Source organism: Bacillus cereus group sp. Sample62 (assembly GCF_036851315.1).
Classification (GTDB): domain Bacteria; phylum Bacillota; class Bacilli; order Bacillales; family Bacillaceae_G; genus Bacillus_A; species Bacillus_A wiedmannii.
In genome coordinates this window covers 106,385-120,029 of the sequence record NZ_JAFLPK010000002.1, presented here as the reverse complement: position 1 = coordinate 120,029, position 13,645 = coordinate 106,385, and the positions used below count along the sequence as shown (strand labels likewise).

Genomic DNA, 13,645 nt, shown 5'->3' with positions numbered 1-13,645 from the left:
TTCCTCCTAAGCATGTTGGATCCAATGTTTATAATCTAAACTCCAACAAAATTATTATTTTTAATAAATACTCCCCTGCTTCTAATAAACAATCACTCTAAAGAGCGTGTATTAAAAAGTCATTTCCGATTCCATTAAAATAGAATCATCAAAACTTTGGTTTTCAAATCGTTTAAATAGCTCTCCAACTGGTTCCGTATGAGTATGTGTAAGGTCGTGATTAAATGAACTTGCAAAGAATAAAACATGAAATGTTTCTAAATCTTTTAAAGCCCGGAATTCAGGTATCACAACTCTACCCGTACATACAGATCCACTAGGATGAACATTAGAATATGGAAATTGATATAATTTCATTCCTTCTTCTAACGCCATATCTTCTTTTACAGCAAAGACAGAGATATTCGTAACTCGTTTTTGGTACACCGTATAACGAAATAATAGACGTGGAAAGCCTACTTGTTGAAACGGTCGTTCAAAGAAATGAATATCCCACTGAGCCTTTGGTACTTCAATCCAAACAGCTTGTTTATCTCCACTCTTAGATAACACCTCGTGTTTTATACAACCTTTTGGGAGTACGCCACTAGAGTAATGAGTATTATCTTGTGTACCCTGCTCCATAACTTCTTTTAAAGCTAAATAAAAGTCCTTAAAAGTAACGGCAGTTTCTCCACGAGATAATTCGTTGTTAAATTGCTGTATGGTTACAATTCCTTTTGGCTCTAAAGCATCAAATATTGCTACTGTCTTCATTTGTTGTTTCCCCCTGCGTATAGATTGTTTCTAATAAATCTAGTAACATCTCAAATTTATATGGCCCGTATAGTGGTTCGTCGCCATAATAGAGATAAAGAGATTCTTCATCAATTTGGTAAGAATACTTTACTGGATAACAATCTAGTAATTTTGAAATTTTTTCTTTATGCTTCGGTGATATGCCGTCTATTGTTTCAGCTATAGCACCCCATGTGTCCTCTGCTGCTTCCTTTATTTCCTTTAATGGTATGTCGAATAGTGTAGAGAGCTTTTCATACTCTTCTTCATCAATTGGAAAAGCTTCTAAGCCCATATCTTCGATCATGTCCGTACCCAATTCTATAAATCCTTCTTCATGGTCTAATTCATAGATATTCTCTCGGTCTAAATACGAGGGAGAATACTGTGTTACATCAATCGAAAGCTCATGCATGCTTTTAAAGTAACGTAAGATATGAAATTGACATGAATAAAATTTAGATAGATTTATGTTTAATAGGTTCATGGAAAGTAAGAAGATGACAATCGTATCTGTTGATTCTATGTCCTCCCACCTTATTGTTTGGTTTTCATCTAGAAAGTCCACACAAGTTTGGATTTTACTAATTGTCCCATGAGAGATTTTGTTGAAATCTATTTCTATATCTTTAGAAAGGCTTTCTAATATATATATTTCCTCTTGATATCTTTGTTTAATTTGTTCCCAACTTACGATGCTGTAAGTTTTGTTTAACTTAAGTGATAGTAAGTAGTTTGACATCGCTACATTAGATGAATAGCTAAATAATTTCTTCATTTTTAGGCCCTCTGTACTAATTTGCTATATTTTTTGTTAACTGTATCTCTTCAAAGATACGAAGTAACATCTCAATTCGTTTAATTGCTGGAAAATATGTATCATCATCGTAGAAAAGGTAAAGTTTTTCCTCATCAGCTTGGTAAAGCATACGTATATCAAACTGATTCTGGATTGACTGAAAGAAACTTTGATCCTCTATCTTGATATTAGAGAGCATTTCGCCAATTGGACTCCATGCATTCTCAACAATACGGTTTATTTCATCCATAGATATATGAAATAAATTCGAATATTGGATTAAGGTATCTTTATCGTCGCTATCTACCTCTTCGTGATGTAATTTCATATCTTGAAGTAAGTCATCACCCCAATTTTTAAATGAATCCTCACAATCGTATTCTTCGAAATTATCTTGTTCTAAATAAGTTGGGTAATAATCTTTTACAGGAATCCCTAATCTATACATACGCATAAATATCTCCATAAGATACAATTGCGATGTATAGAAGCAGGAAAGATCAGTATCTAAAGATTTTTCCGCAATCATGATTATTTCAAGTAAAGTTTTCGAATCTAAATTAATAGGGAAATTGGAGTCCTCTTCTAAATAAGAAACGGCAGCCATTACTTGTTGAATAGATCGTTCTGAAATCTTACTGAAGTCTATTTCTCTTGAGTGCTCTAAACAATCTAATATATAGATTTCTTCTTCATGCTTCTTATCTGCAAGTAATTCATGCAGTAAGTGAGCATTCTTTTGCATTTTTAACGAAAGTAGATACTTTCTTACTTTCTGGTGATTGTATGTAAATAATAATTTCATACCTGGTTCCCCTTCGTCTTTTCTCGAATCATTGCCGCAAGACGGATTATAATTTCATAATAAGAAAGTACCCATTCATCAAATGAGTACTGTTCATAACCATCCTCTAGAAATTCAATTAAAATATGACTGGGATACGCTTCACTTTGATAGGTGTTAAACGAAAATTCATGTAACACGAATTGAAAATCAGATTGTGTTATATGTTCCGAGCCTATACATAAATAGTAACCAGCTGTATCGAAGTAACATCCTTCCGCAGCCATAGAACTAATATCCGAAGCGAAATTCGAATACATGTCTTCTGAGCTAAATAACGTCCCATCTAACAGGTCTTCTTCAGTTCCAAAGGCAAAGTGACAAAATACACTTGTTTGCTCGTTAAAACGCGCAAGCGACTCGAATAATAGTTCACTTGTGATATGCAACTTGTCCCTGTGAAAATCATTGATATTGATTAAGAATGGGATGTTATATTTACGAATTAATTTTTGTATGCGTAGTATCCGTATGTATACTTTCATCTCATTTCCTTGATTAAATAAATATCTCATCTTCTAGCCCCTGCTTTTCTACATCTTCTAGTTGTTCAGTGAAAAGATGTAAATGTAGCATTTCTTTTAATTCACAATCTGGACCATTTATACGAAATGAATTACCACTATAAAACGTGACATAATGTCGTAGCTGCTCAAATTGCTTTTCAAATTCATCTATATGTTCTAATGGTATGTTTTCTAAATCAGGCATTTCGTTCGCAATAAATCCATTTATAATCAATTCAAAGGATTGACGAAGTTCTTGATTATTAGGAAGGACTTCTTTTGACTGTAAAAAGTCAAAGAAGTCACTGTGATTCATACTCATATGGATGCCCCCTTACACGCGAACCGGTAGAATTAACTGCAGATTAGAGTGAGTTGTATCCTCTGCTCCCACTACCACGATAGGTCTCTGATTACTAATCATTTTTATCGCGATTGTTTCAGAAGTTATCGTTTGTAGTGCTTGTAGCAGATATTCCACATTACAAGCCAATGTAAATGCTTCAACTTGATTACATGGAATTTCTACACTTGCAGTACCTACTTGAGAATTTTGTGGTTTCAGATGGATGCTTTCTTTTCCTTCTGACGTAAGCACGATTAAGGAAGAAAATGCTGAAAGCTGCTCCAACGTGTTTTTAAATTCTTCACGTGATAGTTGTATTTCACTTTTAAATTCATCGGGTACCATACGTGCCGTATCAGGATATGTACCAGCTAGTAATCTAGACTGATAGATAATACTCTCGCCACGGATTAACAGCTGTGTATCACTAATGAGCTTTAATTGTAAATTTGTTTCACGATTAAAGAGCTTAAGAGCTGTTTTAAGAGACTTAATTGGTAACACGACTTCACCATCTTTTGCGATAGTGATCTTTGTACAATCAAAATGTAAACGGGCTAAACGGTGAGCATCAGTTGCTATACTAAAGAACTTATCATCAACTGATTTTAAGTTCACACCTGTTAGGATCTTACGTGTATCCATTGCAGGAATAGCATGCAATGTTCCGTTGGCCATCGATACAAATTGTTCTTGTGAAAGTGAAATCCAATCTTCCCCTGCTTCAATTTTAATTTCAGGATATTCTTCATGATCCATGGTACAAAAGCTAAATTGTTTCTTCTTACTTTCTACGATTTTTAGCTCATTATTTTTATGTTCAAGACCGATGAATTCACTTTTGAATTTCTTAATCGTTTTAAGTACCGGAGCAGCTGCAAAAAGCACCTTCCCCGGTTCAGTACAATCCCCACTGTTTACATTAAAGCGAGTTACTAATGTTACTGTTTCTGTACCGTCTGAACCCATTAGAATCATTCCCTTTGAATTACAATCCAATAAAACACCTTGTAATGCCGGCATTGGGTTTTTAACGTCTACAGTAGCACTTGCTTTCTCTAATTTTTCGATAAATAATGTACGGTTAATAGTAAATTGCATAATAAATCCCTCCAAAAAGTAATAAAAAAAGAACAGATCTCATATCCTGTTCATTCGTTTTCCTGCTATAAAACAAAGCTTTACGCGCTTTGTTGTTTTTTTAACTGTTGTATGAGTTGATGAATGGCTTCTGTATGATCATGAAGTAACCATTCTCTAAAGGATGTAACATCACCAGGAATAAGAGCTGATAACCACCGGTTAAGCTGTTTCTCATTTCCAGGACGAATATTCTTCGCTTCGTGAATCAACTGTAAACTAGTTAGAATTCCTTCTAAACCACCAATCGTCGTATCCTCAAATGTTCTTGCTTGCGCATTATAATTGTGATTATAGGCAAGTAGAATTTCCTTGGATGTAATACTTAATGGTTTTGCAAGCTCTTGTATGTTTTGAATTAGTACACCTAGACTTACTTGGCCATTCGATGGTTCCTTCTTTGAACTTCCTTGTTTATGTTTTTGCTGTAACATAGTAGGTGGTATAAAATAATATCCTTTCTTTTGATAAGAAATATAGATACTATTTGGGCCATTACTACATGTAGAAAGTTCTACTTTAGTAGGTTTTACATTATAATACCGATAGGTAAGCCAATTCTTCAGCATTACCTGTTAAGAGTGGCTTTTCCCCCGGTCCACACCGTACGTGAGACTTTCACCTCATACGGCGCTCCATCTAATAATCAAATAGCATGAATTTTGTTCCTGAATCGTTTCAGTTTATTAATTTCCTTATTATTCAAGATGCTGCTCATATCAACTTCATTGTGTATTGCCTTGTGAATTTCCTTATCTACACAGGCTAGATTTGGCAGCTTATTGACTTCTTCTAACGGGAGATTAGGATTAATGTGATGAACATGCAGGTTGTGCTTCCCAAGTGGGACTCCTGTAATTCTACATTTTCCTCTATCTCTGTTGAACGCATATCCTCTATTCATAAAGTACTCAAAATTGTATCGGGGTGAATTCACAAGTTTTTTCCTGACTTTCTCAAGGAGAGAGAGGCTTGTAATTTCATCTAGTCTGACACTGAACTCCTTTGTTCCCTTTCTTCGCTCGATTAATTTACGTCCCGAAGGAGAGTATGGAGTTTCATTTTGAACCTTTTGTTTATATAGGTTTTCGTTCATCTTGGTTAGGTTTAAATGCATAATGCCAATGTAGCCAACTTCGGTTTTAATAGCTAAAGTCTTTTGTGTCCGTTTAGGGTATTTGTCCGCAAGGTTAATACACTTGTTGATAGGATGTAAGACCCCACCACGCCTAGATAGAAGATTAAAAGTCTTTTTTCTTAACTTATAACCTTCTCTATCCATTATGGGAGATTCGGTGGCATATGAATAATAATTTATTAATCCTCTAACCTTTGAGTTATAGGCTAAGATTAGCTGTGCATTACTCAGTTTATCGTGGCTTAATCTTTTGCCGAGAGAAGTGAGTGTGGCTCTGAGTTCTTTTACTTTTCTTTTAATCTTCTTATCAGAAGGAGTTATTTGGCTGATATATCTTGTCTTTTTATCCTTCTTCTTTTTTTCCTTTTACACCTTTTAAGACTACCTTGTATTTGAAGCCAAGAAATTCTATTGGCTTATGCCTGATGTTGGTTATTCTTGTTTTCTCTTCGGATAGTTCAAGTTTAAGTTCTTTCTGAAGAAAATTCTTGATAACAGTCTTCCATCTATAAGCATGGGATTTGTTATTAGTGACTAGAACCCAGTCATCAGCATATCTGATTAGATAGCCTGGCTTAAGGTTAGAAGATTTTAAACCTCGTAATTTATGATCGTGTTTCGAATACTCATGTCTGGTTGTAAATTCTTCAAATTGCTTGGCAACCCATTTGTCGAAGGAATGTAAGTATACATTTGCTAAGAGGGGGCTTAATATGCCACCTTGGGGTGTACCATTGTCATTTCTAATGATATTTTTGAAGATTCCAGCTTTGAGGAATTCCGTTATTAGGCACAATATTCGTCTATCTTTGATTCCCATGCTCCATAGTTTTTTTATAAGAATCCTATGGTTTACTTTGTCGAAGAATTGACGAATATCACCTTCTACGATCCAGTGATACCCAGTGTTATGAACAAGGACTTTTACTCTTTCCAACGCATGATAGGTAGTTCTTTCTGGTCGAAACCCAAAGCTGTATTTGAAGAATTGTGCTTCGAGTACAGGCTCTAAGACTTGCTTCATCATTTGTTGAATTATCCGGTCTTCTATGGTTGGAATACCGAGAGGTCGTTGTCCGCCATTAGCCTTTGGAATAAACACACGTTTTATTAGGTGCGCCTTGAAATTTGTGAGTCTACCACGAATTAACTCGATAAGTTTTTCTTCGGATAGTCTGAGGTAGTCTTGGATTGTTTTTCCGTCTACCCCTGGAGTCATGGAGCCTTTATTGCTTTTTAGCGAGTGTATCGCAGTGACAATATTAGGTTTTGACATCGCAATTTCAAGGAGAGATGTGTGTTTGATTCTCGTCTTTTTTTCCATATGCTCTTTTGTTTTTGAGTACAGCTTGTCTAATGTTCTCTTTAATTCTGTTTCTGATTCAAGAGTATTTTCTAGTTTTCGCACCAAATTGCATCACCTCTTTTGCTGAGATTTTGCTCTAAGGTTTAGTCGGTTACTGTTACACATTCCTAGAATAATTTTGCCTTTGCATGATTATTAGACTTGGGCCCTTCCCTCTAGTTATATTACATAACCTTCTTTGGTACTATGACCCTACTGCCATTGGTGTTAAGGAACTTCAGTATTGTATGTGTAATACCTTATATCCACGAACCGATAATTAACCATCGTATGACGTTCTCACCAACTTCAACTGTTCCACATGTTTTAGCCTTACATATAGCCTTAGGACTCACCTTTATGCCGTCAGTTACTAATGAACTAATCGTAATTTGATTCATTAGATGAATAGGGTATAGTCCCTATCCGCAGATTTGATATACCTTATTATCATTTCCACAACTGAAAAGGTATGGTTTTACCTCCTCCATATTTCTAAGGAACGGATAGTATCGACACGTACATTCAGTGATTCGCCAGAATCTATGATTCATTCTATCCATAGCTATTTTATGGCGTCCCGATTACTTTTCTTACCATGTTCCCTGAGGAATTTAGGTTCGATTTTCACCGCCTTCAACGGGCTCATAACAATGATAGGGTTCTCTATTATTGCTATCCGTAGTATTAGACCTTTTCAAGAGTTTACGATGTTCTTGCAAGACTTACTTCCGAGTCTTGATAGTCAAACATGCAGTTAGAACATTTTATAGTTCCCTCGCTTTTATATAGTGTGTTTCCACAACTTTTTGTGCGAGAACAGTTCACACAAGGTATCTTCCTACGCCCCAAAGCACAGCAGCTCTTTTTAAACTATTTGAAAAGCCACCTTTTACAGAACTATAGTCAGATTCTTCACTTCCATCCTCTTTTGATATCCAACGTTCATTCAAAAACACTGATATGGTACATTTCGTTGCTTTCTCACCCCATTTTTCATACGATACCTGCCAGTTATCAATACCAAAGACTTCATCGAATCGGTCCTGAATGGCACGTGCGTCAACAAATGGAGCTACAAACGCAAAAAAACGACCGTGGCTTTCAAATGTATTTATAATTTTCCATCCTAATTGTTCGACAGGAAATTCAGCTTGTAAACTTTCCATTATATTTGTCATAATAATCCTCCTGTATTACTTGTTATTTCGAATCTGGGTGTTTCCACTCTTTCTTTCGAAATTCATCAATCATTTCACATATAATTCCTCTGTTTTCATGAAGCAACCAATCCTCATAGGAAGTAATATCTTTCCCTGATTGAATGGATAGATGCTTATTCAAATCCTCTATACTTTTACAACTGATATTCCTTGCTGCATAAATGAGACTTAAACTTACTTTCAAATCTCTTAAATCAGAAATGGTAATATCCTTAAATGTCGTAGCTTTCGTATTGAAGTTTTGATTGTGCGCTTGCAACATTGATACAGAACTGATCCATAAAGGATTAGCTAGTTCTTTAATTTCTTTAATAATGTCATGTAAATGAGCATCATTTTGTAATTTCCTTTGTGATTTTTCCATGACTAAATTCATGATGTTTCCCCCTAATTAATAAAATAATTGCCTAAAGTGCTGGCTATACAATAACTCCAAACTTGAAGACAACACAAAAAGGGCTTCTTCAAGTCGATTAAAAATGTGTATAGCAAAATAAGCTATATATACACTAATCGGCTCAAAGAAGCCCTTTCATAAATGAAACAAGACGCAACTTGCTTCTACAACTCAACCACAACACAAAAAAAGGTGTGGGAATAAACGGAATCAATTAAACAATAAATATATCTGTATATTAAACTATCTTTATTTTTAATGCAAGTAAAAAAGAGTGAAACAACCGTATCACTCTTTCATCCATAGTATATTATTTGCTCCAAAATTCATTATAATACCAAGCTCGATAAGAAATATGTTCTGATACATCCATTATTTTCATACGTCTTCTATGATTTTTAGGGTGAACAGGTATACTATATATCTTCGCATCGTCTGGTTTCATCATATCTTCTACTTCAATTTTTACAACTTTTAGATGGTACGGCATACGACCATTACTAAAAATATCCCCTACACAAATTGTCCAAAGACTTGTTTCTATTTCAGTTACATTATTCATTTTATATTCTCCTCTATAAATTAATAAAAAAGACATTGAACAAATACGTCCAATGTCTTTTTCCCTCTTATATACTAGTTAACTCAAAGTATAATTTTTCTGGTTTTCCATACATGCTAATTTCATTTTGATATACGACAGCTAATGGCTGAGGCATCTCAATGCTTTCCATATAGGATAATGAAGCAGCTGCTTCTATTTTTTCTTTAATCTCATTAGGAATGGCTGAATAAGATAAGCTATCCATTTTACTTCCTAATTTAGTATCTGTAGCAGCTTCATAATAAATTTCGGTAATTAAGACCTCATTATCATCTGGATCATACATATATCCTCGGTTAACTGTAATCATATTGTAGTGCTCCTCTCAGGTTTACATTTTCTTATTCCTTGTGCTTTTAGCATTGCAACAAGTACCTTACCTATATATAAATCCCATATTTTCTATAGTTGCATTCCATTCTATAACTACTGTACTATGTCTCTTTTATAAATTGTTCTTAAAAACGGAGAGTTCAGAAATTCTTAACAAAAGTAGGATATGATAAAGCCCTGGATTTGGTTGTAATTTCTTACCGCTTTTAATATTCGACATTTTCTAAATTTGCTTTTTTACAGTGTAATTGCATAGACCCAGGAGCCTTTTTCAAACCTGAATGTATCAAGATCTTTATCTATACGATAAAAAACATTCGGTGCATGCTCTGAAACTACTGCAAAATACATATAGACTGTCCCTTTTCCTAAATATTCAATTCTCTCAATTGACAAAGAGAACATATCCCTCATAAGTTGTTTACAAAATAAAATCTCTCTTAATTCTTTTTCAACATTCATAATATACACCTACTTTATTAAATTTGTGGTAGTAAATTTGCTATAACACATGGGAAATCTACAATCTTTTGACGATGATAAATTTCTTCTACGGTGTCATAGATTGCTATATGCCCATAATCTACCTTTACTCGCTCATGCAAATGTAATAATTGAATTTTAACGTTCTCTACATCAGGATAGTCATTTTGCACTTCTATTAAATAAAATCCTACAGCTTCATATGCACTGTTGGCTGCAATAAGTACTATAGTTTGATTTTCCCCGTAACTAACCTCATAAAATTTCATTAATAGTTCCCCTCTCCAAATAGAAAAAAGCACCTTAAAATTGTGCTTTAATCACTCTTGTTATTCGTTTAGCCTAAATGGTCTAATACAAGTATTTCCAAACTTAAAGACAACACAAAAAGGGCTTCTTTAAGTCGATTAAAAATGTGTATAGCAAAATAAGCTATATATACACTAATCGGCTCAAAGAAGCCCTTTCACAAATGAAACAAGACGCAACTTGCTTCTACAACTCAACCACAACACAAAAAAGGTGTGGGAATAAACGGAATCAATTAAACAATAAATATAGTTATATATTAATCTATTTTTATATCATATTAAATTGTTTTAAGGGAACAAAAATAAGAAGGGAATTTATATATAGTTGTTTTATGTATCATATAATAATGCCCCTGTTTCAACGTTTATAAATCCCCTCTTATTTCAGTTCTTGTTGTTACATCATGTACTGCATTTCAAAATAAAGTTTTTCTGGTTTTTGATTTTGGTCTAAATGACATAGTATTTCTGGAATGGTTTGTTCTTCTACTTCCATACTTTCCATATAAGACATACTTTCGTTTTCTTGAACTTTTTTAAAAATAGAAGTAGGGAGTTTGTCTGCAGCAAACACCCCCATTTTGCTTCCTAACTTTTGTTCGGATGCAGCGTTGTAGAAAATTTCGTTCACAATGACCTCATTATCATCTGGATCATACATGTACCCTCGTTGTATACGTAGCAATTTGTTACTCCTTTCAAATATATTCCTTTACACGAATGTTTATATTTGTATATATTGTTTTTCTGCATAAAGGTGTCAAAGAATATTATTTCGTAAAATCCGTAATTTGTATAGAGGGAGATACAGGATAATTAGTTTTCTTAAATTATTTTTAATTATTCTACGCTTTTTATATAACAAACAAGCCACCCTTTAAAATAATTCAATAGCTTGTAAGGGTGGCTTAGTTTGTTGCGAATAGCTTTGTATTTAATTGTTTAATCTCCCCTTCTGCAAGGGGCTGGTAAAAAGCATGTTGTAAACCTTGTATATGTAAGGTTTCTCCTATACATAACAATACTTTACCAGGGAGCAGGTCGAGTAATAGTTCATTATTTATTTGCTTTGCTTGATTTTCAGTAGAAACATATATAACTAACACTGTAGGGTTGTTTCCTAAATCTTGCATAATAACATCTTTTCCTGATTCTACGAAATCTTTCCATCGAGCAATAATTCGTTTTAAACGATCTTTTTTATCTGTTAGTAGAGTGGAGTATACAACGAAATTAAATATGTGATTTACTCCGCCTTGCACTGCAAAACTTAAAGGAGGGGTAAAAACCCCTTTACTAATAGATGGATGCATAATATGACCTAAAAACGATGGAGCATAACGCAGATGGCAGATTAAATCTATATCGTGCCAATAACGTAGGTGAACGTATTTACCGTGATTATCAATTCGTTCTGGAGCAAAGAAGAACATATTTCCTTGCCAGTATTTTAAAAATTTGTAACCATTGTCGGATAACGTATATGTTTCTTCAAAGATCTCCATATCAAAACTCTCCACTTGCCATTTTTCAATTAGACGGTAGTAAAGTAATCCTTGAAGTGCATCATTTATTTTCTTACGTGAATATTTATCCTTAAATAAATATAACAAATGATTAAATCGAACAGATGTATGAACACCAATGAAAGCGAGTACGGCATACTGTTCTTCTGTTAAACGCTGCTTAAACTTAACCAATTCGTCAAAAGAATGGAATACATAGGTTTTATCTAGTTCATGTATTCGATATATTTTAAGTCCCTGTACATCCTCACTTGATAAATGAGGAATAGAAGGGACATAAGTAGGCAATTGTTTCTCTATTGTACGCATAGTCATCCATTAAAATTGGAAAATTGACGAATTAGTTTTTTTACTTTGTCCCTGCGGATAATTTAGGATACGCACTGTACCTTTTCTATTTTTGGCGTCGATATTAAGCAGCTCACATGTAACAATCGTTTGATTTTTCGCATCTTCTACAGTTGGATTGGCCAGATTACGGCTCTTAAGTCCTTTAAACTGAATTCCTGGAGCAACCTCTACGAAAATACCCGCAATAGCGTCTACCCCTACAATTTTACCTACAAATCGGTCACGGCGTTTCTTTAGTTCTAACAACTTTTCAATTGGATCTGTTTCTAGTTTCTTTTTATTTCCTCTAAATTCATAACGGCCATTCTTTTCTCCTACTTTATCGATGATAAGTTCTACAACATCACCAATGACAATATCCTCCGGACGAACGAATGTATAGGACCAGTGTGAGTACCTTACACCTATTGTTACACCATGCACTTCAACTAAGACCGTTTGTGCAGATGGGATATGTCCTGAAACGGTTCCTGTGTATACCTTGTTGCCCTCTTGCGCTGTCACTTCTTCATATAATCTTTTTTGAAGTGCCAATTCCCCTGCTGTGATAGATACAACAGCAAAGTTTCCTTCTTCTGTTTTCTGGAAGTGTTCAATGATAACAGGCTTTGTTCTACCCACTAGCCATTGAGGATTTTTAGGAACATTTATTCCTGCCTCTGTAATTGGGCAATATGCTGTTGTATGAGTACCAATTTGCATTGTAAGTACTTGTATACGCTCAGACTTTCCGTTTTTAGTTGGGAATAGCTTTTCAGATACGACTGTAATCAAGCCTTTTCCTACAGTACGCTCACGTTTCATACGGGCTAATTCCTCTAGTTCATGATCACGTACTCGCTCAAATTGATTAAAGTTTGTTTCTAGCACTGTGTCACCTTGTAGGTTCTCTGCTTCAAAAGCCATTCCAAGTTCTTCTACAGTTTGAGTGTTTGTCTTATCTTCTGCCATTATATTTTCCTCCTAGAACGTAAAAAAGGACACACCTGTACCGTTGGGATGGTACGTAAGGTGTGTCCTTCACGTAAATTATGGTTTATTTATATAGTTGTTAATACAAATATAATGGTATTTCTACTCAAATGCAAGAATAATTTTAAAATCATAAGTTTGCTATAGGTTAAATCAAAATCTAGAATGCAGCCTTACTAGGGGGACCGCTAGTATTTCGGAAAAAACACGCTAAGAGTATGCATAATTTTATACAATTTTTCGAGTAATTCAGTAACAAACGAGAACCCTAAAACCGCGCCAAGATAGGAATGTATAAAAAATTGAATAGATCCATAGAACAAAAAAAAGCGGACTCCCTGTGAGAGTAAGGGCCCGCTTTTTTCCTCTCTACCAATAATGATGCGTTATGTTAACTGTACTTGTATACAATATACAAAACAAAAATACTTTTTTAGATGCAAACACATATAAGATATCTAAAGTTATAGATGAACAGAATGTACTATTGAAGAATATATAAAGAATATATAAAATATATATCAAATATAGTACAAGCCTATTCATTACA

At 34.3% G+C, this 13,645-nt stretch carries 17 protein-coding genes and 1 pseudogene; all 18 read right to left on the bottom strand.

The features are described 5' to 3' along the window. Positions 1–111: 111 nt before the first annotated feature. Entirely contained in the window at positions 112–756 is a 645-nt protein-coding gene (locus J0835_RS27655; RefSeq protein WP_000859309.1) for a hypothetical protein, read from the bottom strand. Then, on the bottom strand, positions 734–1,555 hold the full coding sequence (locus J0835_RS27650) for a hypothetical protein (protein ID WP_000732879.1): 822 nt from the start codon (positions 1,553–1,555) through the stop codon (positions 734–736). Before J0835_RS27650 ends, J0835_RS27655 begins: the two co-directional genes overlap by 23 nt. Positions 1,556–1,571: 16 nt before the next feature. Continuing rightward, positions 1,572–2,381, bottom strand: coding sequence for a hypothetical protein (locus tag J0835_RS27645; protein WP_000770658.1), 810 nt, complete (start codon positions 2,379–2,381; stop codon positions 1,572–1,574). Further along, on the bottom strand, positions 2,378–2,935 hold the full coding sequence (locus tag J0835_RS27640) for a hypothetical protein (RefSeq protein ID WP_001269725.1): 558 nt from the start codon (positions 2,933–2,935) through the stop codon (positions 2,378–2,380). Before J0835_RS27640 ends, J0835_RS27645 begins: the two co-directional genes overlap by 4 nt. Next, entirely contained in the window at positions 2,919–3,248 is a 330-nt protein-coding gene (locus tag J0835_RS27635) for a hypothetical protein (RefSeq protein WP_000062336.1), read from the bottom strand. The genes J0835_RS27640 and J0835_RS27635 overlap by 17 nt, the downstream gene beginning before the upstream one ends. Positions 3,249–3,260: 12 nt before the next feature. Continuing rightward, a complete protein-coding gene (gene dnaN / locus J0835_RS27630) occupies positions 3,261–4,373 on the bottom strand; it encodes a DNA polymerase III subunit beta (protein ID WP_001160900.1) in 1,113 nt (370 codons plus the stop codon). 80 nt (positions 4,374–4,453) lie between these two features. Next, the gene (locus J0835_RS27625; RefSeq protein ID WP_000917103.1) at positions 4,454–4,981 is read right to left on the bottom strand and encodes a hypothetical protein; all 528 of its coding nucleotides are present in this window, start codon (positions 4,979–4,981) and stop codon (positions 4,454–4,456) included. Between the two features lie 77 nt (positions 4,982–5,058). Further along, positions 5,059–5,694 carry an HNH endonuclease gene (locus J0835_RS27620; protein ID WP_002073838.1) on the bottom strand — a complete coding sequence of 212 codons (636 nt, stop codon included), beginning with the start codon at positions 5,692–5,694 and terminating at the stop codon, positions 5,059–5,061. A gap of 199 nt (positions 5,695–5,893) precedes the next feature. Continuing rightward, a complete protein-coding gene (locus J0835_RS27615; protein ID WP_259653077.1) occupies positions 5,894–6,958 on the bottom strand; it encodes a reverse transcriptase domain-containing protein in 1,065 nt (354 codons plus the stop codon). A 767-nt stretch (positions 6,959–7,725) separates the two neighbouring features. Then, positions 7,726–8,076, bottom strand: a pseudogene (locus tag J0835_RS27610) (Rad52/Rad22 family DNA repair protein); the annotation flags it as partial. Between the two features lie 22 nt (positions 8,077–8,098). Then, positions 8,099–8,494, bottom strand: a complete 396-nt coding sequence (locus J0835_RS27605; protein WP_001055069.1) for a hypothetical protein — start codon at positions 8,492–8,494, stop codon at positions 8,099–8,101. A gap of 331 nt (positions 8,495–8,825) precedes the next feature. Then, positions 8,826–9,077, bottom strand: a complete 252-nt coding sequence (locus J0835_RS27600) for a hypothetical protein (RefSeq protein WP_001067122.1) — start codon at positions 9,075–9,077, stop codon at positions 8,826–8,828. A 67-nt stretch (positions 9,078–9,144) separates the two neighbouring features. Beyond that, positions 9,145–9,429: a hypothetical protein gene (locus tag J0835_RS27595; protein WP_000633810.1), complete on the bottom strand. Its 285-nt coding sequence runs from the start codon at positions 9,427–9,429 to the stop codon at positions 9,145–9,147. Between the two features lie 260 nt (positions 9,430–9,689). Further along, positions 9,690–9,914 (bottom strand): hypothetical protein, encoded by a 225-nt coding sequence (locus J0835_RS27590; RefSeq protein ID WP_046199367.1) that lies wholly within the window; start codon positions 9,912–9,914, stop codon positions 9,690–9,692. A gap of 17 nt (positions 9,915–9,931) precedes the next feature. Further along, positions 9,932–10,204 carry a hypothetical protein gene (locus J0835_RS27585; protein ID WP_046199368.1) on the bottom strand — a complete coding sequence of 91 codons (273 nt, stop codon included), beginning with the start codon at positions 10,202–10,204 and terminating at the stop codon, positions 9,932–9,934. 439 nt (positions 10,205–10,643) lie between these two features. Then, complete coding sequence (locus tag J0835_RS27580; protein ID WP_012477839.1) at positions 10,644–10,907, bottom strand: hypothetical protein; 264 nt, start codon at positions 10,905–10,907, stop codon at positions 10,644–10,646. 247 nt (positions 10,908–11,154) lie between these two features. Next, positions 11,155–12,081, bottom strand: coding sequence for a hypothetical protein (locus tag J0835_RS27575; RefSeq protein ID WP_001259098.1), 927 nt, complete (start codon positions 12,079–12,081; stop codon positions 11,155–11,157). Positions 12,082–12,090: 9 nt separating this feature from the next. Then, on the bottom strand, positions 12,091–13,074 hold the full coding sequence (locus J0835_RS27570) for a hypothetical protein (RefSeq protein WP_000796698.1): 984 nt from the start codon (positions 13,072–13,074) through the stop codon (positions 12,091–12,093). Positions 13,075–13,645: the final 571 nt, after the last annotated feature.

Coding starts and splice junctions, on each gene's coding strand:
- J0835_RS27570 (WP_000796698.1), bottom strand. CDS start 13,074: ATGGCAGAAGATAAGACAAACACTCAAACTGTAGAAGAACTTGGAATG.
- J0835_RS27605 (WP_001055069.1), bottom strand. CDS start 8,494: ATGAATTTAGTCATGGAAAAATCACAAAGGAAATTACAAAATGATGCT.
- J0835_RS27640 (WP_001269725.1), bottom strand. CDS start 2,935: ATGAGATATTTATTTAATCAAGGAAATGAGATGAAAGTATACATACGG.
- J0835_RS27575 (WP_001259098.1), bottom strand. CDS start 12,081: ATGCGTACAATAGAGAAACAATTGCCTACTTATGTCCCTTCTATTCCT.
- J0835_RS27585 (WP_046199368.1), bottom strand. CDS start 10,204: ATGAAATTTTATGAGGTTAGTTACGGGGAAAATCAAACTATAGTACTT.
- dnaN (WP_001160900.1), bottom strand. CDS start 4,373: ATGCAATTTACTATTAACCGTACATTATTTATCGAAAAATTAGAGAAA.
- J0835_RS27635 (WP_000062336.1), bottom strand. CDS start 3,248: ATGAGTATGAATCACAGTGACTTCTTTGACTTTTTACAGTCAAAAGAA.
- J0835_RS27590 (WP_046199367.1), bottom strand. CDS start 9,914: ATGAATGTTGAAAAAGAATTAAGAGAGATTTTATTTTGTAAACAACTT.
- J0835_RS27620 (WP_002073838.1), bottom strand. CDS start 5,694: ATGGATAGAGAAGGTTATAAGTTAAGAAAAAAGACTTTTAATCTTCTA.
- J0835_RS27625 (WP_000917103.1), bottom strand. CDS start 4,981: ATGCTGAAGAATTGGCTTACCTATCGGTATTATAATGTAAAACCTACT.
- J0835_RS27595 (WP_000633810.1), bottom strand. CDS start 9,429: ATGATTACAGTTAACCGAGGATATATGTATGATCCAGATGATAATGAG.
- J0835_RS27645 (WP_000770658.1), bottom strand. CDS start 2,381: ATGAAATTATTATTTACATACAATCACCAGAAAGTAAGAAAGTATCTA.
- J0835_RS27600 (WP_001067122.1), bottom strand. CDS start 9,077: ATGAATAATGTAACTGAAATAGAAACAAGTCTTTGGACAATTTGTGTA.
- J0835_RS27580 (WP_012477839.1), bottom strand. CDS start 10,907: ATGTATGATCCAGATGATAATGAGGTCATTGTGAACGAAATTTTCTAC.
- J0835_RS27650 (WP_000732879.1), bottom strand. CDS start 1,555: ATGAAGAAATTATTTAGCTATTCATCTAATGTAGCGATGTCAAACTAC.
- J0835_RS27655 (WP_000859309.1), bottom strand. CDS start 756: ATGAAGACAGTAGCAATATTTGATGCTTTAGAGCCAAAAGGAATTGTA.